Below are 21,660 nucleotides of genomic sequence, written 5' to 3'. Positions count from 1 at the left end.
CATTTGTTTTCATGGCGGTATGCGGAAAGAATTTGCCTGCAATGCTGTCCGGTGGGGGCATTCAGCCCCGGATTTCGCAAATTCACGGCCCGCGACGGCTTTTCGCAGCCCCCGGCGCGGATCAACAAGCTGCTGGTGGGAAAGCACGAAACCGGCTAGGCATCTGAAATCACAAGATCCTTGGCAGTGTGCGATGGCAACCCCGAAACCTTGAGGCGCCGTCGGTCCTCTGCATTTGAAAAAAGCACATCCCTGAATGAATTTTTCTTCTGCCCATCCAGCGCTAGGGCGAGCACTCGCCACGCGCGGCTATGAGACCCCAACTGCGGTTCAGCTTGCGGTGCTCGAAGCCGACAAGGCATCGCGCGATCTTCTGGTGTCGGCTCAGACCGGCTCCGGCAAGACTGTCGCCTTCGGCCTTGCGATTGCGCCCACCCTGCTGGGTGAAGGCGAAACGCTGCCTCCAGCTGGCGCCCCGATGGCGTTGATCATCGCGCCCACGCGCGAACTGGCGATGCAGGTGCAGCGCGAGCTCGACTGGCTCTACAAGGATGCCGGCGCAAAGGTCGTCACCTGCGTCGGTGGCATGGATGTGCGCACCGAAGCGCGTCAGTTGAATTTTGGCGCGCATATCGTTGTCGGCACGCCGGGCCGTCTGCGCGACCATCTTGAACGGGGCCGCCTTGATCTGAGCAAGCTGTCGGCGGTGGTGCTGGACGAAGCCGATGAGATGCTCGATCTCGGTTTCCGTGAAGATCTGGAATACATCCTCGACGACACACCCGCTGAGCGCCAGACGTTGCTGTTCTCGGCAACCATGCCGCGCGAGATTGAAACGCTGGCCGGCCAGTATCAGCGCGATGCTGTGCGCATTCAGACCGTAAACAAAAATGAGCAGCACGCTGATATCGAGTATCAGGCGATGCGTGTCGCTCCGCACGATGTTGAGCATGCGGTTGTGAATGTGCTGCGCTTCCATGAAGCGCGCGCTGCCATCGTATTCTGTGCCACGCGCGAATCCGTAAAGCGTCTGCACGCGCGCCTTAACGAGCGCGGATTTTCTGCCGTCGCTCTGTCCGGTGAACTGACGCAGGGCGAGCGCACCAATGCGCTGCAGTCACTGCGCGCCGGTCATGCGCGCGTGCTTGTTGCCACTGACGTTGCTGCGCGTGGGCTTGATCTGCCGGATCTGGCGTTGGTCATTCACGCTGAACTGCCGAACGACGCTGAAACGCTGTTGCACCGCTCCGGCCGCACCGGTCGCGCAGGCAACAAGGGTCTGTGCGCCATCATCGTGCCGTTCAACCGCCGCCGCAAAGCCGAAGGCTTGCTAGGCGCGGCGAAGCTGAAAGTTACGTGGACGCCGGCGCCGACCGCCGATGAAATCCGCGCGCGGGATCAGCAGCGCTTTCTTGGCGCTTCGATGTTCACTGACCCCGCTACCGAAGATGACACCAAGCTGGCGCAGGAGCTGCAACAGCAGCATTCCGCCGAAGAGATCGCGATGGCGCTGGTGCGTTATCATCGCGCGCAGCTGCCCGCGCCGGAAGATCTGGCCGAGGATACCGGCCCGCCGCCGCGCCGCACAGATCGTGATCGCGCGCCGCGCGGTGAGTGGCAGCGCCGCGATGGAAATTCGGATGGGTTCCGCCGTGAACGGCCGGAAGGTGCCGGTGAACGTCGGAGCCCGCGTCCGGTGCATGACGATGGCCGGCCGATGACCTGGTTCCGCATCAACATCGGTCGCGAGCGCAATGCCGATCCGCGCTGGCTGCTGCCGTTGCTGTGCCGCGCTGGTGGTGTGACGAAAGCCGAGATCGGCGCGATCCGCATTTTCGATCGCGACACACGTTTCCAGATCGTTTCCGACGCTGCGGATCGTTTCTCTGAAACCGCGCAGACGTTGCCGAGCAACGAAGGGCGCATTTCGCTGGCGAATGACGGCGCCCCCGCCGGAGCAGGTGCCGGAGAGGCAAAGCCTGAACGCGCGCGTCCGCATCGCAAGTGGGATCGCGACGACAAGCGTGAGCCCCGTGAGCGCCGCTCCGATGCGCGCGCTGATCGTCCGCAAGCGCATCATGACGCCGGTGCAGCCGAGCAGCACGCCGACCGTGACGCGCATACGCATCGTGAAGGCGAGCCAGCAGAAGCAAAGGCACCGGCGCAGGACGCTGTTCAGACGGAGCGCCACAGCGAAAGAAGCTCTGATCGTCCCGCACGCCGCGACGGTGGCAAAGAACGCTCCGACCGTGATCGCGGGCCGCGTCCGGACTGGAAGAAGCGCGACGGCAACACGGGCGGTCATCGGGCTGATCGCCGTGATGGCGGTAAACCTTCGCGCCACGAAGGTGATCGCGGTCCACGCCCGGACTGGAAGAAGCGCGATGGCGACGCAGGCGGTCATCGGGCTGATCGTCGTGACGGCGGTAAACCTTCGCGCCACGAAGGTGATCGCGGACCGCGCCCGGACTGGAAGAAGCGTGACGGCGACGCAGGCGGTCATCGGGCCGATCGCCGTGACGGTGAAACGGGACGGCAGGATGGCGAACGTCCGCATCGCGAGGGCGCGAAGCCAAGAACGAACTGGAGCGACAAGAAGGGTGCAAAGGCCGGCGGTGCTCGCGGTGGCCAGCAGCCGCTGCGTCGCGGCGGTTCGAAGCCCCCGGCCAAGGGCGGCAAGCGTTTCGGTGATGATGCAAAGTCCGGTGGCCGTTCCGGCAAGCCGTTCAAGGCCGGTGACAAGCCCGCCGGTCCCAAGCCGCGCTCGGGCCGCATCCTGTACGATGCCTGATAACAGCACCGCCTCGCATTTTTCGCGCGGCGGCACTTACGTCGCGAGCGAACGGCGTTGCTGCAAACAGCCGGCGCGGTAGTCCGCGTCAGGCAGCCTGCGCATCATCCCGTTTCGGGCTGCCTGACATTAACTCCGCCATCCATGCGGTGTTGGGAAATTGCTTCAGCACTGTCAGGATCGCGATGGCAACCGGCACGCCGATGAAAGCGCCGGTGATGCCCCACAGCAGCGCACCGAAAAACACCGCGAAAATCACCAGAAACGGTGAGATGGAAAGTGCGCTGCCGGATAGGCGCGGTTCCAGATAACTGCCGATGAGAAACTGCACCACCGAGGAACTGGCTAGGATGAGCGCCGCCGCTTCCCACGATTGAAACTGCACGACGGCAAACGCTGCTGGCAGCACGGTGGCGATGAACGGGCCGATAAACGGAATGAAGTTCAGCGCGAACGCCAGCACGCCCCAGGCCAGCGCCAGATCGATGCCGAGAAGCCAGCACAGCAACGCCACCAGCAAACCGGTTAGCACGCTGGCGGCTGTGCGGATGGCAGCGTAGCGGCGAAACTTTTCAGCGATGAGGCCCGTGGTGTGCAGCACACGATTTGCCGTTTCGGGCTGGCAGGCTGAGACAACTTTTGCTTTCAGGTCGCGCACCTCCAGCAGCCCAAGCATCAGAAACACCAGCACCAGCGCGGAAAATCCGGTCAGCCCACTAAGCATCGTCGCGATTTGCTGCGTCCGCCTGACAAGCCACGAAACGTGAAACTGCTCGACAAAGATACCGTTGAGATAGATGCCAAACCCTTCAAGCCATTGCGTCAGCTCGCCGTAAGCCTGCTGAAGCTGCGCCGCGTTAAGCGCGATCCAGCGCCCGACCTGTCCGACGCCCCAGACGCTCAGCAGCAGCAACGCGCCGATTGCAATGATGGTTAGCAGAAGCGAAATGGCCAGCGCTGCCAGTTGCGGCATGCGCGCTTCAAGCCACCGCTGCACCGGCCAGACAACGGCGATGCCAAACAGCGCCAGCGCCATCGGCGCAAAAACCGAGCGCGCAAAATAGGCCAGCGCAATCGTGAGCACCGCCGCGCAGATGACAAGCGCGGTTCTGCCGTTGTCCGTCACCATGGTGTCCCCCGGTTAGCTGTGCTGCACGCTTTCCAGGCGTGGCGTGATGGTCGTGCTGTCGCGATCACCCGCGACGTCGATGCGCTGCGGCGTCAGCAGCTGCAACCGGCCAGTATCGTCAATCGTCAGGGAGTGAATGTAAAAATAGGTCGTGCCATCGTTTCTGGATTCCATTACTGGCGACGGCGCTGAAACGATTTTGATGCCGCCGCATTCGCCGATCCAGTCGATGTGGCGATGGCCGTGCATCAGTATGATGCGATCGGCGTAGGGTTGCAGTCGGCGTAAAAACCAGTTGCCGTTGATCAGCGTGGTGCCGATGCGTTCAGCCAGCACCTTTGCCTTGCGTGGATATTCGATGGGGTGATGGTGGAGGGCGATGAGCCAGCCCGCATCGGGATACTGCGCCAACACCTGTTCCATCGCCGTGAACTGTTCGACAGAAATAAGCCCAAGCGCGTTGGTGAACGAGAAATGCGCGTCGGCATTGCTGTTCAGCAGAATAACGCCGAGCCCGTTTGGTGTTTCGGGTGGCCGCACCATCGGGAACACATCGGCCCACAGATCCGACGCAAGCGTTGAAAACACCGGCCGACCGGTGTCGGCAAACGCTTTTATGTCGTCGGCATGCGGTGCTAGCGTTGCCGCCAGTGTTCTGTCGGCGGTCTGCTGCTTGCGATCGACCGTATGAACGCGCTGCCCCTGCAGCGCATCCATCGCCGAGAGGGTACGGATCTTGCGCAGGCGACTGTTCGGCCCGATTGAAAGATCGAGGCGCGCCGGATTTGATCGGTCTACGATATTTATGTCATGATTGCCGGGCAGCACCAGCGTGCGTTCTGCTAAGGCCGGATGCTCCGCCAGTGCGTCGAGAAATTCCGCCCATTCGCCTGATCTTCCAGCGTCTGTCGCATCGCCGGTTATCAGCAGGCAATCCAGTGGATCATCGGCGTGAATGGCTTCAAGCTGCGTCAGTAGGCGGCGAAAACGGTCATCGCCCTGCGGTCCACCGCGACCGCATTCGATGCGGAAGCCATAGGGCTCACCAACGGTGTGGATGTCCGAAAGGTGCGCGATGCGCCACGCACGGCCGCCGTTAGCTGCATCGGCGAAGCGCTGCAAATCGCGCGGTGGTGGCATTGTGGCGTCGGCGATGCCCCAGGCGAACGCGGCGACGGCAAGATAGGCACATATAACCGCAACGGTGTTCGCAATTGCAGCCCACATCAGATGCAGCGGCGCGGCCAGATCGCTGAGCTGGCCGATCCACCGTGTTGACGGCCATACGGCGAGGAAAACGGCGAGCGCGGCGAGCGAGATGACCAGCCCGGAAGCGGCTGCGGCCCAGGCACGGATGCGTTCGCGGTTGCGCGGACTTGCGTCGTCGGAGAGAAATTTCTCGGCAACGTGCCGCATAACCTCTCGGCATACGATATAAACGGGTTCGATCACCAGCGCGTTCAGCGACCAGAAGCTGCTTTCGGCCAGCCGCAGCAGCCGTCTTCCAAACAGCCAGCCAAGCGTGATGATGATGGCGAGGATCGCAAGCGGCACGATGCCAAGTGCGGGCGTCAACCTGCCGGCAAGTTTTCCGAGCCACGCCGACGCGATGAGCGGCGTCACGCCGATGATGACGGCAGGCACGATGAACAAAGCGAGCCAGGCGACAACCAGCTTGGCGAAGCTGATCTCGCCCAGCATGTTGCCCGCCATCATCAGCAGGGAATTCGATTTGGTGCTGGAGGCATCATCCTCGATGTCGCCACCGCGCGGGTCGACCAGTGGCTTCATGGGATCCGTCCCGGCTTGTTCACAGCGGTGCACTGTGGGCGATGGATGCTTGCGGGATGGTAAATCGGCGGTCGTGGTGCTCGCTCAGGGACTGTGATCGCCAGCGGGATAGCGCATGCAACACTAGGGCGGCAGCAGGGGCTATTTGTCCATTGACATCAGGCCGCCAATACGACGCAGATAGGGCCGTGACGGTGCATGGGAACGCGGTGGGGCAGTGATCTGTCAAATCCGCGGCTGCGCCCGCAACTGTGAGCGGCAAGCGTCTTGCCTTGATTGCCACTGGCGCCGGATTTGGTTGCTGGGAAGGCTGGCAGGATCGCGTTGGAGCCGTGAGCCAGGAAACCTGCCGTCACAGGTCGCCCATTCTGCGTGCGGGCTGCACGGAGAAACGGAATCCCGGAGTGGCGAGCGATGTGCAACCGAAGGGGAGCAACGTCAGGTTTGCCGTTTGCGGTGTCCGTTTTATCGACACGCATGCAACGGACGGAGTGAACGCATTGCAGGTGCGCGGCGCGCCGGCAGTTCTGCTCCGTGCATGCCGGATCTGTTCGGGACATTTGGTTGGTCCCACGATCTAAGCGTAAGCCGAACCCGACCGGTGCTCCCTGCATTCTGTTGCAACGGATTTTGACGCTTGCGTTGCCAATCCGTTGCCGGACTAATTGATGCTGTGAGGTAGCGGTCTCTTTATGTGGGATGTGCTTCGAGCCGAAACACTGTTTTTGCGCATGGGCATGCGGCTATTGGCTGTCGCGGCTGTTATGGGCTTGTGCGCTGGCCATGCCATGGCGGTTCCCAAGCGTGTTGTGTCCATGAATTTGTGCACGGACCAGCTCGCCATGCTGATGGCGGATGAAGGCCAGCTTGTTTCCGTTTCACACCTTGCCAGCGATCCGGCCAGTTCGGTGATGGTTACGCAGGCGCAGCGTTACGCTGTGAACCATGGGCTGGCCGAAGAGATCTTCGTGATGGCGCCCGATATGATTTTTGCCGGCACCTATACGAGCCGTGCCAGCGTCGCGATGTTGAAGCGTCTGGGGTTTCGCGTCGAGCAGTTCGAGCCCGCCAGTTCATTCGAGGACATCGAAAAAAACATGCAGCGCATGGGCGAACTGCTGGGGCGGCCGCAACGGGCAAAAGAACTTATCGCTGAATTTCATCGGCGGATCGCTGAGGCGCGGGGCGGCGAAGCATTGAAGCGTCCGCTCAGTGCGCTGCATTATGCTAACAGTTATACGTCCGGTGCCGGTACGCTCGCGGCCGAGGTGGTTGATGCCGCCGGGCTGCGCAATCTTGGCTCCGAGCTTGGGCTTACCGGCACTTCGCGGCTGCCGCTGGAAACAATCATCATCTCAAACCCGGATATCATCGCCGGTGAACGGCTGGCCGGTGAAGCGCCCGCTCTCGCCTATGAGACATTCCAGCATCCGGCGTTGAAAGCCATTCTGGGCGGTGAACCGATGACCGGTGTTGCGGACAAGTACTGGGTGTGCGGCGGGCCGTTCACGGCTGAAGCCGTCGCCATTCTCAACGCGGCGCGCCGCAAAGTGGTGGGACAGGCGCATCCATGAAGTTCGGTTTGCTTGTGGGGCTGCTGGTCGGCCTCGTCGCGGTGTTGTTTTGCGTGTCGCTTGGTGTCGGTCCGGCCGGGCTCGATCCCGTCACAGCGTTTCTCGGCCTGATCGGCATAGGCAATCGAGCCGCTGAACTGGTGATGCAGGAAATCCGGCTGCCGCGTGCATTGCTGGCAATTCTGGTCGGTGCCACGTTGGGCTTATCGGGTGCGGTATTGCAGGGCTATCTGCGCAATCCGCTGGCCGATCCCGGCGTGCTGGGCATTGGCGCATCGGCTTCGTTGGGCGCGGTGCTGGCCATCTATACCGGGCTTGCGGCGCTGTTTCCTCTCGCGCTTCCGCTCGCGGCGATCGGTGGCGCGCTGATCGCGGTTAGCGCGTTGCTGTTGCTGGCGGGACGCCATGCGACGCCGCTGATGCTCATCCTTGCGGGTATAGCAATCAGCTCGCTGGCAACGGCGTTCACGTCATTGGCGTTGAACCTTTCGCCCAATCCGTTTGCGGCGCTTGAAATCGTGTTCTGGATGCTTGGGTCGCTGACCGATCGCTCGATGCTGCATGTCTGGTTGTCGGCGCCTTTCATCGTGCTCGGCTGTGTGCTGCTGTTTTCGCTTGGCCGTTCATTGGATGCGCTGTCATTAGGTCCGGACGTAGCGGCCAGCATGGGCATCCGGCCTGACCGTGTGCGGCTGGTCGCTGTGCTGGGCACAACCAGCGCAGTGGGCGCTGCCACCGCGGTTTCAGGCACCATCGGTTTCGTCGGGCTGGTGGTGCCGCATCTGTTGCGGCCGCTGGTTGGTTCGCAACCGAGCCGCCTGTTGCCGGTCAGTGCGCTCGGCGGTGCCGCAGCGGTGCAGGCCGCTGACATCGCCGTGCGGGTCATTGCGCCCGGACGCGATCTGAAGCTTGGCGTCCTGACCGCTATAGTCGGCGCGCCGTTCTTTTTATGGCTCATCCTTGAGCAGCGCCGGAGGCTGGTATGACGAGCCTCAATGTCGAGAACCTGCATGTTTCGCTGGGCGGTCGTGAGATCGTGCAGGGCGTGTCGTTTGCCGCCAGCGGTGGCGAGTTCATCGGTCTGATCGGCCCCAACGGTTCAGGCAAAACAACGCTGCTGCGGGCGCTGCTGGGCCTGATTCCGTCCACCGGCAGCATCAGCCTGAACAACGTCGATCTGCGCACGATGGCGGCGAAGCACCGCGCGCTGAATATGAGCTACGTGGCGCAGGAGCGCGATGCCACCTGGCCGCTATCGGTGGAAACCGTCGTTTCGCTTGGGCGTACACCGCACATCGCGCCGATGCAGCAGCTCAAAGCCGTAGACCGCGACGCGGTGGAGACGGCCATGCGTGAAGCAGATGTCGCCGCCATGCGCGAGCGGCCGATCACCGAGCTTTCCGGCGGCGAGCGCTCCCGCGTGCTGATCGCCCGTGCGCTGGCGCAGGCCAGTTCCGTCATGCTCGCCGATGAACCCACGTCAGCGCTTGATCCGGCCCATCAAATTCGCGTCACCGAGATCTTTTCGGGGCTGGCCGCCAATGGGCGACTTGTGCTTATGACATGCCACGATCTTTCGCTGGCCGCGCGCTTCTGTACGCGGCTGCTGCTGCTCAGCAATGGCAGACTGGAAGCGGACGGTCCTGCGCGCCAGGTTCTCACCGCTGAGAATTTGCAGCGTGTCTATGGCGTGCAGGCATTTTTCGGTGAGGATGAAGACAAGCTGGTTGTGGTGCCAAGAAGGGCGATCGGCTGAACTGTCTGCCTGAAGATATCTGGGGAAACTAAAATGAACTTAGCCGCCAGACGCCAACGGCATTCGCCATGCATCGGCGTTTGCAAGCTCGATGAAGCTTCTGGTCTGTGTCTGGGCTGCGCGCGCACCGGCGATGAGATTGGCGCGTGGGCGGGCATGGGCGAAGCTGCGCGCGACGCCATATGGCAGCAACTGCCCGAGCGCTTCAAGGCGCTGGCCGTGCGCGTGCGCCTGCTGCCGTCGACAAGCGATGAAATTCAGGCCTGGGTTGCGAAAACCATCGAGCAGCGCCAGGGCACATGGGTTGTGGGCCCGCCTGGCGCCGTGGCGGAGTTTCCATGCCGGCCCGATCGCGACATCGCCGTTACGATCGACGAAGACGGCGTTACCGCCCGCGCGCCCGATGCAATCTTCCGGCTGAACGCTTCCGACAAGTTGCGCGCCTTCGCGTTCGACGATGATGGCCCCACCGTGCTTGGCTTTCCGCAGGTGCGCGCCACTCTGTCGAAAGTTTCGACGGTGACATCGCTCGGCGCTGACTACGATGCGGTCGATGTCGATCACCGCAGCGAAACGCTGTTTGATCTGGGTGTCGATCGCCGTTTCAGTCGTTTCTGCGTGCGCACTGGCAACGCTGAACTGGCAGCGAAGCTGCGTGGTTTCATCGGTCAGCCGTGGTCCGCCATGATGGCGGGCGTGGGAATGGATATCATTCAGCACAGCCCCGCCCGCGTGGTTGAAACGGCGCAGGCCCGCATTGAGGTTTTTGCGCCTATTCCCCCGCCCGACGGCAAAGCACCAGATGGTGCGCACACGCATTTTCTGCCGCAGTTCCTGGCCACGGGCGAGGAAATACCATCGACGCTGGAACTGCCTTCCTATGCCGCGCCAGTGGCGATCTTCTATCCGGCCAAGCCACCGGCGTAATCCCATCCACCTCGCGCGCTGCTGCACGCCGCATCACCGGCCGGTTAGATAGGGCGGCGGGCCGGGCGGCTCTGCAAATTGCACTGAGCGAAAGAACAGTGCCGGACGCGGCTCGCTGGGTTGCGCGACAACCAGCGGCAAATGTCGCTTTGCGATACGAACGATAGCCTCGGAAAGCTTTTCCAGCTCGCGCATGCCATCGGCGTTCGTCAGCAAGGTTACGCTGATCCAGTGTCCCTTGACTGGGTTCTGTACAATCGCATTGGAGGCTGTGTAGCCAGGCACAAACCCTGTGTGGGTAAACCAGTCCCATCCGGCATCGTGATCGATGAACCAGCCCATGCCATAATACCTCGCGAGGGTGACACGCGCGGCGTTGGAAAACATCAACTGGCGGTTGGCAGGCGTAACCGCAGTGCCGCGCATAATGGCCCGGTTCCATTTGAACAGATCCGTCGCGGAGCTGGCCATGTCGGCTGCGCCTTGCAACCAGGCGGACTGCACAAATGCCGGACGGCGCATGTGTGAAGGTGTGTTGCCCCATGAGGGTGTTGCAACACGCGCGGCGCGATATGATTTTGGGTCGCCAATAAAGCCTGTGTCGTCCAGTGCAAGAGGCGTCAACAGCATGGAACGGACGAACGGCATGAAGCCGCGCGCGTTGGCGTCAGGCGATCTGCAACTCACCGTTTCGATGATTTGCGACAACACAAAGTAGTTGAAGTTGTCGTAAGCGAAGACCTTGGGGCGTGCGCTCGGGCGCAGGTCCTTCAGCGCTGAAATCAATTCTCCGGAGCTGATGCGGCCCCAGGGGTCAGACCCCGGTGGTGGTCGATTGAGCAGACTGGGAAGGCCGGATGTCATTGTCAGCAGGCGCCGGATCGTAACGGGTGAACCGATTTCGGGCGCGCTCCAGTTTTCGAAGCCTGGCAGAACGGCATCGACAGTCGACGCCAGAGAAAGCGGCGTGAGGGAGCGCGGCGAAACGGGGGCCTTATCTATTAGGTTCAGCATTGCCGCAGCGGTGAACTGCTTCGACAATGATCCGATATGATAGACGGTGCGTTCCGTAGCGATCTGGCCCGGTCGCGCTTCGCCATAACCGCGCGCGAATACAAGCTCGCCATTGATGCCGATAGCAACACTGAGCGCAGCGCGGCGAGGCTGCTTGCCGCCCTTGCGCCATTTGTCGATCAGGGTATCGAATTGAGCGGTGTCGTAGGCGCTCCACTCACCCGCCCACGCATGGCGCGCGCTCGGCAATGAAATCATCAGCGCCGTGATCCAGACCAGCGATAGAGAGTATCTCAGCATCGCAGAATCCTATTCGACGTTTAATTGTTACTGCCCGCAATGAAGAGAGGGAATGCACTTCGCCGTGATCGTCTTGCCGTGATCGTCCATGGGCGTAACGCCGACGCGCTGGCTCCCGCAGAGGTTCAAAAATCGGGTTGTGTTGGCTGGTGTGTTCCCGCAAATGAGGCCGATGGCAGCTAAAGCTCCGGTCCGCGACGTCGGTTCAATTTCGGCGCCGGCTTTCAGCGGCTATAGTTGCCAGTGGCCACAACGCTGCCCTGATGATTTGCGCGGCTTTCGAAGCATTTTTCTGCCGAATGTGCGTAGGGTTGCGGTAATGAGCAAATTGTTCGCAACCTCTGCTTCACAATTCTATGCAGGCGGGGCCCTTGCGGTCGCCCCCTGGTATTGAGACATTCGGCCCATGACAGAGCGCGTCGTATTGGTCACCGGTTCGCTGGCGGAACCACGGGTGAAAAGAATGGCGAACGAGATCGGTGGTGAAACCATCGAGCCCGTCGTCGCGAACGTGGGCGTCAAGGTGGCTGCACTGATGACCACCGATATCGTCGAGCGGCGCCTCAAGCTGCCGGATCGCGTCGATCGCGTGATCATGCCGGGGCGCTTCCGTGGCGATCTTGAGCGGTTGTCGGATTTTTTCGGCACGCGATTTGAGCGCGGGCCGGATGAGATCGCGGACTTGCCCGAGTATCTGGGGCAGGCGCGGCAGAAGGTGGATCTGTCCCAGCACAACATGACGATCTTTGCCGAGATCGTCGACGCAACCACGATGTCGGTCGATCAGATCATTGAGCGCTCGCGCAAACTGCGGGGAGAGGGCGCGGACGTAATCGATCTTGGCTGTCTGCCCGACAGTCCGTTTCCGCATCTGGAAGAAACCATCGCTGCGCTGCATGCCGATGGCGCGCGCGTCAGTGTCGACAGTTTCAATTCCGAGGAGCTATCGCGCGCGACGCGTGCGGGCGCCGACTTCCTGCTTAGCCTGTCGGAAAAAAACATTTCAATCGTCGATGAAGGCCCGGCAGCGCCGGTGCTGGTGTCATCGGGCGCGGCCGATATGGCGTCGCTCGATCGCGTCATCGACATCATGATCGCCAAGGGGCGGCCTTACTATGCCGATCCGATCCTCGACCCGATCCATTACGGCTTCGCCGCTTCGATAGCGCGCTATTACGATCTGAGGATGCGTCGTCCGGATATTCCCATCCTGATGGGCATCGGCAACCTGACGGAACTCACGGACGCTGACACCACCGGCATCAATGCGCTGCTGATGGGCATTTGTTCCGAGCTGAACATCACCGCGGTGCTGGCGGTTCAGGTCAGCCCGCACTGCCGCACCGCGATCAAGGAATTCGACTATGCGCGGCGCGAATACTACGCGGCCAAGCAGGCGAACGCGCTGCCACAGGGGTTTGGCGGTGGTCTGATGGCTCTGCGCGACCGCAAAGGCTTTGCATCGACGCCGGAGGAAATCGAGTTTCTGGCCAGCCAGATCCGTGATCCGAACTATCGCATCGAGGTCGCTGAGGACGGCATTCACATCTACAACCGCAACGGACATGCCGTCGGGCAGGATCCGTTTGAGCTGTTTCCGCACATCGATACGCGGGCGGATGCGGGCCACGCATTCTATCTGGGCGTCGAAACCGCGCGTGCCGAGATCGCGCAAAAGCTCGGAAAGCGATATGCCCAGGACGAACCGCTGGAGTTCGGTATCGTTGCAGGCACCAAGGGCTCGGCCGACGATGCGCACGCGATGAAGTTCAAGGAGGCCGGCAGCACGTTCGGCAAGAAGGACGACGCGCCCGCCGCTGCTGCTGCGGCAGGGTCAGACGCAAAGCCTGAAACCGCGGATGCCAAGTCGGCTGCTGCGACTAAAGCTGAAGCGCTCGATGCCGGAAGCGTTGCGGCAGAAGTCGGCACAAAGGCGGCCAACACCAAGACAGCCGACACCAAGACAGCCGACACCGCTGAATAGCTGCGGGGCCTGTTCCCGCCGAGGTCATTTCACCTGAGCGCCACCGCATCGGCGGCCAGCGTTCCGTTCACCAGACCGCGCGCGCTAGCGGCGAGCTGACCAGAGGGCAGGCGCCAGCGCAAATATAGCACTACGTTCTCCCGACGTCGGCCGGGGGGCCACTGATTTGGTAGAAGGCGCGCGCCGCCGAGAAGCACGCACGCACTTTCACCCGATCCGGTGTTGAAGCTGGCGTAGATCCCGATCGTTTTCGGGATGCCGGCGTGTAGAGGTAAGGGAATTCCGCGCCTTGCGGCCGGCTCCCCAAAGGGGAGTCGCAAGGCGCAACAAAAGTAGCTCGGCGGCCGGCGCCCCGGCGGGGTGTCGCCGGTGCAAAAGAGAAAATCCTAAGCAGCGAACCAGTCGGTATCCTGCCGATCCAGGTAGACGCGGAACCAGGCGGTGAAACGCTCTGGCTGATCGCGCGCTTCGACCCGCGTTTCGTTCAGCGCCTTCCAGGCGTAATCGGAAACCTCGGACGGATCGGCGGCAACCGCGCCGTGCCAGTGGCCGACAAACAGATGCACCACTTCATGTTCGATGAGGCCGTTGCCAACATCGGCGCGATAGGTCAGCGCATGCAGCGGCACCAGCGGACAATCGATGCCCATTTCCTCGATCAGCCGGCGGCGCGCTGCGTCGATAGTTGCCTCACCTGGGCGCGGATGCCCGCAGCACGCGTTGGTCCACAGCCCGCCTGAGTGATATTTCTCCGGCGCCCGTTGCTGCAGCAGCATGCGCCCGTTGCCGTCATGGATCAGCACTGAAAACGCGCGATGCAGTTTGCCTTCTACGTGCGCTTCAATCTTGCGCTCGGTGCCCAGCGGCTGGTCGTCGGGATCGACGAGAATGACGTGTTCCAGCTCGTCGATCATCACGTCGCGTGCCCCGGCGACGACGATGCGCCATCACCCGTCTGCGGCCCGAAAATATGGTCGAGCATGATCTGCTTCACGGCGGTCGCCTCGCATGTGCCTTCAGGCAGAAGCTCCGCCCGCGACGACATGATGACCGGGCTGCGCGCTTCCGGCGTGTCGGCGCGCCCATGCGAGCCGCGCACCAGCGATGCATCCAGCGGTATCACGTCAAGCAATGATCTGAAGCCAAGCTTACGTTTCAACAGACGCCACCCCACTGCAAGTTTCGGCGCTTTGATTGCCGGATCGAGAAACAATTCGACCGGATCGTAGCCCGGCTTGCGGTGAATCTCCACGCAGCGGGCAAAATCCGGCGCGCGCGTGTCATCCAGCCAGTAATAATAGGTGAACCACGCATCGGGTTCGCTGATGACGACGAGTTCGCCCGAGCGCTCATGCGCCAGCCCGTTGGCGCGCTTTTCTTCCTCGCCCCAGACTTCGGCAACGCCATCCAGCTTCAGCAGCAGCGCGCGCACCTCATCAATGTACGCAGGATCGCTCACGTACACATGCGCCACCTGATGATCGGCAACCGCAAACGCCCGCGACTGTGGCGGGTCAAGCAACTCGCCGCCCTGTTCAACGCGCACGCTGAGCAGCCCCGCTTCGCGCAGCGCGCGATTGATGTGCACCGGCTTGCTGACCGGCACGATGCCGTATTCCGACAGGATGATCACATCGCGGCCCGACGCAGCGGCTGCATCGATCAGGCTGCCCGCTACCGCATCGATCTCAGCCAGATCCTTGGCGATCGACGGATCTTCCGGCCCGACGCGCTGCAGGCAATAGTCGAGATGGGGCAGATAAACGAGCGTCAGTGTCGGATCGCTTTGCTGCATCACATGCAGCGAGGCATCCGCAATCCAGCGCGACGATGCAACGGTTGTCGCTGGCCCCCAGAACGAGAACAGCGGGAACGGCCCGAGCTTTTCCGTCAGCTCATCGCGAAGCCGCGAAGGCTGCGCGTAGCAATCCGGCAGCTTGCGGCCATCGGCCTTGTAGATCGGGCGCGGCGTGACGGCGATGTCCGCGTCCGACGCCATATTGTACCACCAGAACATGTTGGCGCAGGTGAACGCGGGATCGAGCCGTTTGCCGGCATCCCACACGCGCTCGCCGCTCAACAGGCGGTTGGATTGGCGCCAGAGCCAGATTTCGTAAAGGTCGCGGAAGAACCAGCCGTTGGCCACCGCGCCATGGCCGCCGGGCGGCAGTCCGGTGAGGAACGTAGCCTGCGCGGAGCAGGTCACGGCGGGCGTCACCGTACGCAAGGGGCGCATAGCGCCCGCTTGCGCGAACCGTTTCAGGTTGGGTGTGTGATCGCCAATGAGTTCCGGCGTGAGGCCGACGATATTGAGAACGAGGAGAGACTGCATCACTGACGATTGTTTCGGCTAAGCCGGCTCACTTCTTGAGCGTATTGATAAAGGCGATGATCTTCAGCATCTGGTCCTGCGTCATGCCACGCTTGGCGAACGGACGCATGGCACCGGCAGCACCGGAGTGAATGATCTCGAACATGCCAACGTCTGTGTTGGCGCGCGGATTGACAACCATGTCGTCGTTCAGCGCAGGGCCCATGCCGCCTGAACCGTCAGGCTTATGACAGACCTGACAGTTGGCGTTGTAGAGCTTTTGTCCGGCGGCGATTTCTTCGGCGTTGCCGTTGTAGGGGTTTTCGCCTGTTTCATGGAATTTCTTCACAGCGTCGGTGAACTCTTCCCCCTTGATCGGATCGAGGTCGATCGGGGAATCGTCGAGCGCGCTTTTGAACTCCACTGCAACTGCAGGAACAGTGGCAGCGAACGCAAACGCAACAAACGCGGCAGCTGAGAGATGGCGAAATTTGACCGGCATGGAGGCGGAACTTTCCTAAAGTGCGCCCGGTATCGGTGCACGTTCAAGGCAGAGTGCGTCCCAGGAGATTTTGAAGGCAAAAGCCTGGAAGAGCACGCTTCACAGTGCAGCCGCGGAATAGGTGGCACCCGTTTTCCGAACAGAAGCACAATTGAATAAAACCACTGCCGATTGTCACGAAATCATTCAGTGGCCTTGAAGGTCAGATGTGGGGGCAGGGCCCAGACTCTACAAGCATAGCTTTTCTACAAGCGTCAGCTTTTCAAGCACTGGGCCCTGCCACCGAAGCGATCGGCTAGCGATTACTTCTTCGTCTTGGCGACTTCGGCGCCGGCAGGCACCTTGTCAGCAGCAACTACTTTCCACAGAGCGCCCGGCGGGTTAGCCAGCGGGCCCTTGTCGTCCGTGTAGAAGCAGTCGCAGTTTACGGCGAGAACAGTTCCGTCCTCGTCGATGTTACCGGAGGTGAACTGCAGCGAGGTCTGCAGCATTTCCTGGATCTGCCACTTCTTGCCGTCCCAGCCGGTGCCGAACACGCGGCCCGAGCACCAGTCGCCCGTCAGGTACACGCCAGTCATGCCAGCATAGTTGGCGACGCCAAGACCCTGAACGGAGCAGCCCCAGCCTTCCTTCAGCTTCTCTGCGCCCGGATATGGCTCCTGGTGCGGATATTCTGCGACGGGCAGCGTGCCAACGATCGGGCACTTGTCGTCAGGACCCAACGCGGGGTGACAGTGCGTGCCCATGTTGAACTTCCAGCCGTAGTTCTGGCCACCCTTGCTGTCTGCAGGCTGCCAGTTGATCTCTTCCCAGTGGTTCTGACCAACTTCAGCGATGAACAGCGCGCCCGTCTTCTTATCGAAGTCGAGCGAGTAGGGGTTGCGCAGACCGTAGGCCCAGATCTCCGGGCGTGCGCCCATGTGGATCTTGGAGAAGCCTTCTTCGGTGATGCCGAACAGGGCCATCATGCGGTCCTGATAGGCCTTCGCGAATGGGTTGGTCGGCGGAATGGTGTAGGCGACATCGTCAGGCGTGTTGATGTCGATGCGAAGGATCTTGCCCCACAGCACCTTGGTGTCCTGACCGGCGTTGAGGGGGTCGCCCTCCCAGCCAGCGTCACCCTTGCCGATGTAGAGATAGCCATCGGGACCGAACGCAATGCCACCGCCGTAGTGGTTGTAGTACGGCTGCGGGATGTTCATGATCACTTTGACCGACTTGTTGGCCTGTTCGACCGTCACTTCGTCGGGGCTGTTGGGATCAACCGTGTAGCGGGCGATGATGTGCGCGCCGTTGAACGGCAAGGACGAATAGCTCACGAAGAAGTAGCCATTTTCCTTGAAGTTCGGGTGGAACGCCACTGACCACAGGCCCTGCTCAACGAAGCCCGTCTGGACTTCCGAGCCGAGCGGCGTGTTCTTGGTCAGGTCGAGGAACGGAGCTTCAAGAGTTTTGCCGTCCTTGACAACTTTGATCTTGCCGACGCGTTCGACGACGAAGATACGACCCGAGCCGTCAAATGCCGAAGCGACACCAACAGGATCGTTGAAACCGTCGGCGACCTTGACGAGGGCGATCTTCGGATTACCTGGAAGTTGTCCAGGCGGCCGTGCGACCTGCGATGGCTCTGTCGGCACAGTCTGGGCGACCGCAGCGGTCGTTCCCAGTGCTCCAACGAGGGCCATGCCCATCGAAGCGGCATGCAGCAACCGCATTCTCATAGAGCGTTCTCCCATTTCATAAGTCTCTGAAAGTCGCCCTGCGATCGGATGTCTTCGATCTGTCGCGTAGCGACCATTTTTCACGTTGCGAACGAAATCACATGCAATTACTCAGCTAACCGAGTGTTTGTTGTGCACCTCGCCACGCAAGCCGAACGCTAGTGAATGAATGTCACTGCGGCAATGGACCCCCTCCCAAAATGCACAAATTGACCTCGTTTTGGCAAACGAGGTAACCGGTTTTGCTGTTTATTCCTTCGATTTTTTCCAAACATTGAAACAGGTCAGCGCCGGTGCGGTGGCTGCGCGAGAAAAGTTGAAGCAAAACCGTTGCTTGCCCCTGGCAAACCGCGCATGATTAAAGCGGCTGCTTCCATCTTTGTGCTGCGCAGACATCCGAATGCTGGCGCTGTCCAAGATGCGATAAGTAAAGCCAGCCCGTTTGTTTATGGGTCAAGAATACCACTGCAAATGCAGGGTGTTGGAAGGGGAAGCGGCGAAAGTGGTTTCATCGGTCAGCGATGCACTAGCGAAAATCGAATGCACCGGCGAAGAACGGGCGTTCGTCCAGCGCTTCACGGTGCCATACGAGTTTCCGGTCTATTTTACGCGGGATCTGTTTTCGGAAGGAAATCAGGTCCTTGCTGAATCCATCGAACGGTCCGGTTCCGGTTCGCGGCGGCGCACAATATTTTTCATCGACGAAGGCCTCTTGCGCGAGATGCCCGATCTCAAGCGCCGCATAACGGCCTACGCGGCGGCGCATGCCGACACGATGGAAATGGTTGGGCCGCCGGAGCTGGTTCCGGGCGGTGAGCAATGCAAGAACGATCCGGCGCTGGTTGAGCGCCTGCAGCAACTGCTGGTGAACCACAAGATGGATCGCCACGGCTATGTGATCGGTATCGGCGGCGGGGCATTGCTGGATCTGATCGGCTATGTGGCTGCAACAACCCATCGCGGCATCCGGCACATTCGCGTTCCCACCACGGTTCTGGCGCAGAACGATTCCGGCGTCGGCGTGAAGAATGGTGTCAATGCGTTCGGCTTCAAGAATATGCTGGGCACGTTTGTGCCGCCTGCTGCCGTCATCAACGATTCAGCCTTCATCGATGTATTGCCAGGCCGCGATAAGCGCGCTGGCATGGCTGAAGCGGTGAAGGTGGCGTTGATCCGTGACGGCGCATTCTTCAATTGGCTTGAAGAAAAGGCCGAGGCGCTGGCGCTGTTCGCTTCTGAACCGCTGGACCGGTTGATCCGCCATTGCGCGCTGCTGCACATGCGGCAAATTTCGGGTGGTGGCGATCCGTTCGAGCGCGGCAGCGGCCGACCGCTGGATTTCGGCCATTGGTCGGCGCACAAGCTGGAAGCGCTGTCCCACTACGATCTCCGCCACGGCGAGGCGGTTGCCATCGGCGTTGCCATCGATACGCGTTATTCCGTGCTGGCTGGTCTGATGCCGCCGGGCGGTGACGAGCGCGTCCGTGCGCTGCTGGAGCGGCTGGGCTTCAACCTGTGGCATCCGTCCTGCGATATGCGCAACGCGGCGGGCAAGCGTCTGCTGTTGGCCGGACTGGAAGAGTTCCGCGAGCATCTGGGCGGTCAGCTCACCATCACCTTGCTGACCGATCTCGGCATCAGCGTGGACGTGCATGAAATGGACCACGCGCTGATCGATGAAGCGATCGAATGGCTGCGTCCGCAGGATGGTCATTGATGCGGCTGTCGCTGCCCGGTACGCCGCACCTCACCTACTGCACCAACATCCATGCCGGTGAGACCTGGGAAGAAATTTTTGCCGCGCTCCGACGCAATTTGCCGGCGGTCAAGCAGCAGGTTTCTCCCGATGCGCCGATGGGCGTCGGCTTGCGGCTTTCGGCAGCCGCGGTCGACGATCTGGCCGATCCAGAACGGGTGCGGGAATTAAAGGCGTTTCTGGACGCTGAAGGCTTCTACGTCTTTACCGTCAACGCGTTTCCGTATGGCACCTTCCACGCCACCCGCGTGAAGGAGCAGGTCTATGAGCCCGACTGGCGCACGCAGGAGCGTCTGCGCTTCACCGATGCGGCGGCGTACATTCTAAGCGTGCTGCTGCCCGAGGGTATGGCTGGCAGCATCAGCACCGTGCCGGGTGGCTTCAAGCCAGCCATCGCAACCGAACCCGATATCGCAGCGATCGTCGATAACCTGGTCGCGTGCGCCGCGCAGCTCTATGCGCTGAGCGAAGCTTCAGGCAAACACATCAGCCTTGCGCTTGAGCCCGAGCCGCACTGCTTCCTTGAAACAACCGATGAAGCGATCGCGTTCTTCAACGGTCGGGTGTTTGCGCCTGATGCCGTGAAAGCTTTCGCGCGCGCGGCTAACATCGACGATCCCGCTGTGGCTGAGCAGCGCTTGCGCCAGCATCTGGGTGTCTGTTTTGATGTCTGCCATGCCGCCGTCGAGTTCGAAGATCCCGTCGCCAGCATGGCCCGCCTCAGCGAAGCCGGCATCGCGGTGCCGAAAATCCAGCTCAGCGCGGCGTTGCGCGTTCCCGCACCTGACGCTGAGGCGGCGCGGCTCCTACTGGCATTCGACGACGGCGTCTATCTGCATCAGACCGTGGCCCAGCGGGATGGCGAGCTAACCCGTTATCTCGATCTGCCCGAGGCAATCGCTGCGCTCGATGGCGGCGCGCAAGCCACCGAATGGCGCGTACATTGCCATGTGCCGTTGTTCTGGCAAGCGCCTGGCGTGCTGCAATCCACCCACGCGCCGCTGATCGATCTGCTCGCGGCATGCAGGCAAAGCGCGCTCGCGCCTCACCTCGAAGTTGAAACCTACACCTGGGATGTGCTGCCCGCCGATCTGCGGGCCAGCGACATCAGCAACGATATCGCGCGGGAGCTGCAATGGGTTCGCTCGCAACTGGGCGCATAGGCCCGTGGCGCACAGCGCTGCTGCTGGGCCGCGTTTCCAACCTGCCAACGGTGTGGAGCAACGTGATCGCCGCCAGTGCTCTGGCCGGCGGCGGCGCACTGCTTTCCACGGCCGTCACCGCATTGGCAATTTCGCTGATGTACGTCGGCGGCATGTATCTCAACGATGCCTTTGATCGCGAGATCGATGCGCGTGAGCGCCCCGAGCGGCCAATCCCTTCCGGCAGTATCGCACCGGAACTGGTGTTTGCGGTCGGTGCCGCGCTTCTCGTCATCGGCATCGTGCTGCTGGCATTTGAGCGCGAGGAGGCGGGCCTTGCCGGCCTCGCTCTGGGCGGCGCCATCATCCTTTACAACTGGCACCACAAGGGCAATCCGGTTGCGCCGTTCGTTATGGGCCTATGCCGCGCGCTGGTTTATGTCGCCGCTGGGCTGGTGGTGTTTCCGGACGTGCAGTTCGATGTGCTCGTTCCGGCGGCCGCGTTGCTGGCTTACGTTGCCGGACTCACGTTCACTGCCCGGCTGGAAAACGTTGATCGTGTTACGAGCCTGTGGCCGCTTTCGCTGCTGGCCGCCCCTGTTATCGTTGCGGCCGTCTCCGGAGCATTCTCCCCGCTCTCATTGCTGATCTATGTCATGCTGGCGGCGGTTGGCTGGCGTGTCGCAACGCTTTTGCGGCGCCGCGCTGCGGGTGACGTATCGCAGGCGGTTGCATTGCTTATTGCAGCTATTTCCCTCGTTGATGCACTGTTCGCGACGACGACGGGCGTGCATTATGCGGCGATCGCATGTCTCCTTTGTTTCGGGCTCACGCTGGTTCTGCAACGGTTCGTACCCGCGACCTAGACCAGTGTAACTTCGGACCTTACATCCGAAGAGATGCAACATCGGTCTGATGCAAGGCGGCAGGCGCATCGCGATTGCGGAATATGTGGTCGCTCC

At 61.5% G+C, this 21,660-nt stretch carries 15 protein-coding genes, 1 pseudogene and 1 riboswitch; of the genes and pseudogenes, 9 read left to right on the top strand and 7 right to left on the bottom strand.

The window, feature by feature from the left end; genetic code table 11:
• Positions 1 to 256: 256 nt before the first annotated feature.
• Positions 257 to 1,969: pseudogene (locus C6Y62_RS00500) on the top strand (DEAD/DEAH box helicase); the annotation flags it as partial.
• A 910-nt stretch (positions 1,970 to 2,879) separates the two neighbouring features.
• On the opposite strand, the gene C6Y62_RS00495 reads toward C6Y62_RS00500, so the two are convergent.
• Complete coding sequence (locus tag C6Y62_RS00495) at positions 2,880 to 3,920, bottom strand: AI-2E family transporter (RefSeq protein WP_173952365.1); 1,041 nt, start codon at positions 3,918 to 3,920, stop codon at positions 2,880 to 2,882.
• Between the two features lie 12 nt (positions 3,921 to 3,932).
• Entirely contained in the window at positions 3,933 to 5,711 is a 1,779-nt protein-coding gene (locus tag C6Y62_RS00490; protein ID WP_173952364.1) for a metallophosphoesterase, read from the bottom strand.
• 175 nt (positions 5,712 to 5,886) lie between these two features.
• A riboswitch (cobalamin riboswitch) is annotated at positions 5,887 to 6,079 on the top strand.
• A 369-nt stretch (positions 6,080 to 6,448) separates the two neighbouring features.
• Here C6Y62_RS00490 and C6Y62_RS00485 point away from each other — a divergent pair.
• Genes C6Y62_RS00485 through C6Y62_RS00470 form a run of 4 tightly spaced genes read left to right on the top strand, consistent with a single transcriptional unit; the run spans position 6,449 to position 9,968 of the window.
• Positions 6,449 to 7,285, top strand: a complete 837-nt coding sequence (locus C6Y62_RS00485; RefSeq protein ID WP_173953021.1) for an ABC transporter substrate-binding protein — start codon at positions 6,449 to 6,451, stop codon at positions 7,283 to 7,285.
• The gene (locus C6Y62_RS00480; protein ID WP_173952363.1) at positions 7,282 to 8,271 is read left to right on the top strand and encodes a FecCD family ABC transporter permease; all 990 of its coding nucleotides are present in this window, start codon (positions 7,282 to 7,284) and stop codon (positions 8,269 to 8,271) included. The genes C6Y62_RS00485 and C6Y62_RS00480 overlap by 4 nt, the downstream gene beginning before the upstream one ends.
• Entirely contained in the window at positions 8,268 to 9,041 is a 774-nt protein-coding gene (locus tag C6Y62_RS00475; protein ID WP_173952362.1) for an ABC transporter ATP-binding protein, read from the top strand. Before C6Y62_RS00480 ends, C6Y62_RS00475 begins: the two co-directional genes overlap by 4 nt.
• Before the next feature lie 33 nt (positions 9,042 to 9,074).
• Positions 9,075 to 9,968 (top strand): DUF1289 domain-containing protein, encoded by an 894-nt coding sequence (locus C6Y62_RS00470; protein WP_173952361.1) that lies wholly within the window; start codon positions 9,075 to 9,077, stop codon positions 9,966 to 9,968.
• Positions 9,969 to 10,001: 33 nt separating this feature from the next.
• On the opposite strand, the gene C6Y62_RS00465 is transcribed toward C6Y62_RS00470, so the two are convergent.
• Positions 10,002 to 11,282, bottom strand: a complete 1,281-nt coding sequence (locus C6Y62_RS00465; protein ID WP_173952360.1) for a serine hydrolase domain-containing protein — start codon at positions 11,280 to 11,282, stop codon at positions 10,002 to 10,004.
• Positions 11,283 to 11,688: 406 nt separating this feature from the next.
• Between C6Y62_RS00465 and C6Y62_RS00460 the strand changes: the two genes are divergently transcribed.
• A complete protein-coding gene (locus tag C6Y62_RS00460; RefSeq protein ID WP_246274201.1) occupies positions 11,689 to 13,266 on the top strand; it encodes a DUF6513 domain-containing protein in 1,578 nt (525 codons plus the stop codon).
• Positions 13,267 to 13,652: 386 nt separating this feature from the next.
• On the opposite strand, the gene idi is transcribed toward C6Y62_RS00460, so the two are convergent.
• From idi to C6Y62_RS00440, 4 genes are all read right to left on the bottom strand, one after another.
• Positions 13,653 to 14,180, bottom strand: a complete 528-nt coding sequence (gene idi, locus C6Y62_RS00455; RefSeq protein WP_173952359.1) for an isopentenyl-diphosphate Delta-isomerase — start codon at positions 14,178 to 14,180, stop codon at positions 13,653 to 13,655.
• The gene (locus C6Y62_RS00450; RefSeq protein ID WP_173952358.1) at positions 14,180 to 15,598 is read right to left on the bottom strand and encodes an alkaline phosphatase family protein; all 1,419 of its coding nucleotides are present in this window, start codon (positions 15,596 to 15,598) and stop codon (positions 14,180 to 14,182) included. The genes idi and C6Y62_RS00450 overlap by 1 nt, the downstream gene beginning before the upstream one ends.
• A gap of 28 nt (positions 15,599 to 15,626) precedes the next feature.
• Positions 15,627 to 16,079 carry a c-type cytochrome gene (locus tag C6Y62_RS00445; RefSeq protein WP_068463833.1) on the bottom strand — a complete coding sequence of 151 codons (453 nt, stop codon included), beginning with the start codon at positions 16,077 to 16,079 and terminating at the stop codon, positions 15,627 to 15,629.
• A 302-nt stretch (positions 16,080 to 16,381) separates the two neighbouring features.
• On the bottom strand, positions 16,382 to 17,800 hold the full coding sequence (locus C6Y62_RS00440) for a PQQ-dependent sugar dehydrogenase (RefSeq protein ID WP_246274200.1): 1,419 nt from the start codon (positions 17,798 to 17,800) through the stop codon (positions 16,382 to 16,384).
• Between the two features lie 502 nt (positions 17,801 to 18,302).
• On the opposite strand from C6Y62_RS00440, the gene C6Y62_RS00430 reads away from it, so the two are divergent.
• The 3 genes from C6Y62_RS00430 to C6Y62_RS00420 are packed head-to-tail and all read left to right on the top strand — an operon-like array spanning position 18,303 to position 21,564.
• Positions 18,303 to 19,517: a 3-dehydroquinate synthase gene (locus C6Y62_RS00430; protein WP_338074318.1), complete on the top strand. Its 1,215-nt coding sequence runs from the start codon at positions 18,303 to 18,305 to the stop codon at positions 19,515 to 19,517.
• Entirely contained in the window at positions 19,490 to 20,719 is a 1,230-nt protein-coding gene (gene eboE / locus C6Y62_RS00425) for a metabolite traffic protein EboE (RefSeq protein ID WP_246274199.1), read from the top strand. Before C6Y62_RS00430 ends, eboE begins: the two co-directional genes overlap by 28 nt.
• Positions 20,692 to 21,564 carry a UbiA family prenyltransferase gene (locus tag C6Y62_RS00420; protein ID WP_173952355.1) on the top strand — a complete coding sequence of 291 codons (873 nt, stop codon included), beginning with the start codon at positions 20,692 to 20,694 and terminating at the stop codon, positions 21,562 to 21,564. Before eboE ends, C6Y62_RS00420 begins: the two co-directional genes overlap by 28 nt.
• Positions 21,565 to 21,660: the final 96 nt, after the last annotated feature.

It is taken from the genome of Hyphomicrobium sulfonivorans, assembly GCF_013306565.1.
Taxonomy (GTDB): Bacteria; Pseudomonadota; Alphaproteobacteria; order Rhizobiales; family Hyphomicrobiaceae; genus Hyphomicrobium_A; species Hyphomicrobium_A sulfonivorans.
The sequence above is the reverse complement of the archived record's forward strand: the minus strand, read 5'-3'. Positions and strand labels throughout refer to the sequence as shown.

Coding starts and splice junctions, on each gene's coding strand:
- C6Y62_RS00480 (WP_173952363.1), top strand. CDS start 7,282: ATGAAGTTCGGTTTGCTTGTGGGGCTGCTGGTCGGCCTCGTCGCGGTG.
- C6Y62_RS00475 (WP_173952362.1), top strand. CDS start 8,268: ATGACGAGCCTCAATGTCGAGAACCTGCATGTTTCGCTGGGCGGTCGT.
- C6Y62_RS00460 (WP_246274201.1), top strand. CDS start 11,689: ATGACAGAGCGCGTCGTATTGGTCACCGGTTCGCTGGCGGAACCACGG.
- C6Y62_RS00465 (WP_173952360.1), bottom strand. CDS start 11,282: ATGCTGAGATACTCTCTATCGCTGGTCTGGATCACGGCGCTGATGATT.
- C6Y62_RS00495 (WP_173952365.1), bottom strand. CDS start 3,920: ATGGTGACGGACAACGGCAGAACCGCGCTTGTCATCTGCGCGGCGGTG.
- C6Y62_RS00440 (WP_246274200.1), bottom strand. CDS start 17,800: ATGAGAATGCGGTTGCTGCATGCCGCTTCGATGGGCATGGCCCTCGTT.
- eboE (WP_246274199.1), top strand. CDS start 19,490: ATGGCTGCGTCCGCAGGATGGTCATTGATGCGGCTGTCGCTGCCCGGT.
- C6Y62_RS00420 (WP_173952355.1), top strand. CDS start 20,692: ATGGGTTCGCTCGCAACTGGGCGCATAGGCCCGTGGCGCACAGCGCTG.
- C6Y62_RS00450 (WP_173952358.1), bottom strand. CDS start 15,598: ATGCAGTCTCTCCTCGTTCTCAATATCGTCGGCCTCACGCCGGAACTC.
- idi (WP_173952359.1), bottom strand. CDS start 14,180: ATGATCGACGAGCTGGAACACGTCATTCTCGTCGATCCCGACGACCAG.
- C6Y62_RS00445 (WP_068463833.1), bottom strand. CDS start 16,079: ATGCCGGTCAAATTTCGCCATCTCTCAGCTGCCGCGTTTGTTGCGTTT.
- C6Y62_RS00470 (WP_173952361.1), top strand. CDS start 9,075: ATGAACTTAGCCGCCAGACGCCAACGGCATTCGCCATGCATCGGCGTT.
- C6Y62_RS00485 (WP_173953021.1), top strand. CDS start 6,449: ATGCGGCTATTGGCTGTCGCGGCTGTTATGGGCTTGTGCGCTGGCCAT.
- C6Y62_RS00490 (WP_173952364.1), bottom strand. CDS start 5,711: ATGAAGCCACTGGTCGACCCGCGCGGTGGCGACATCGAGGATGATGCC.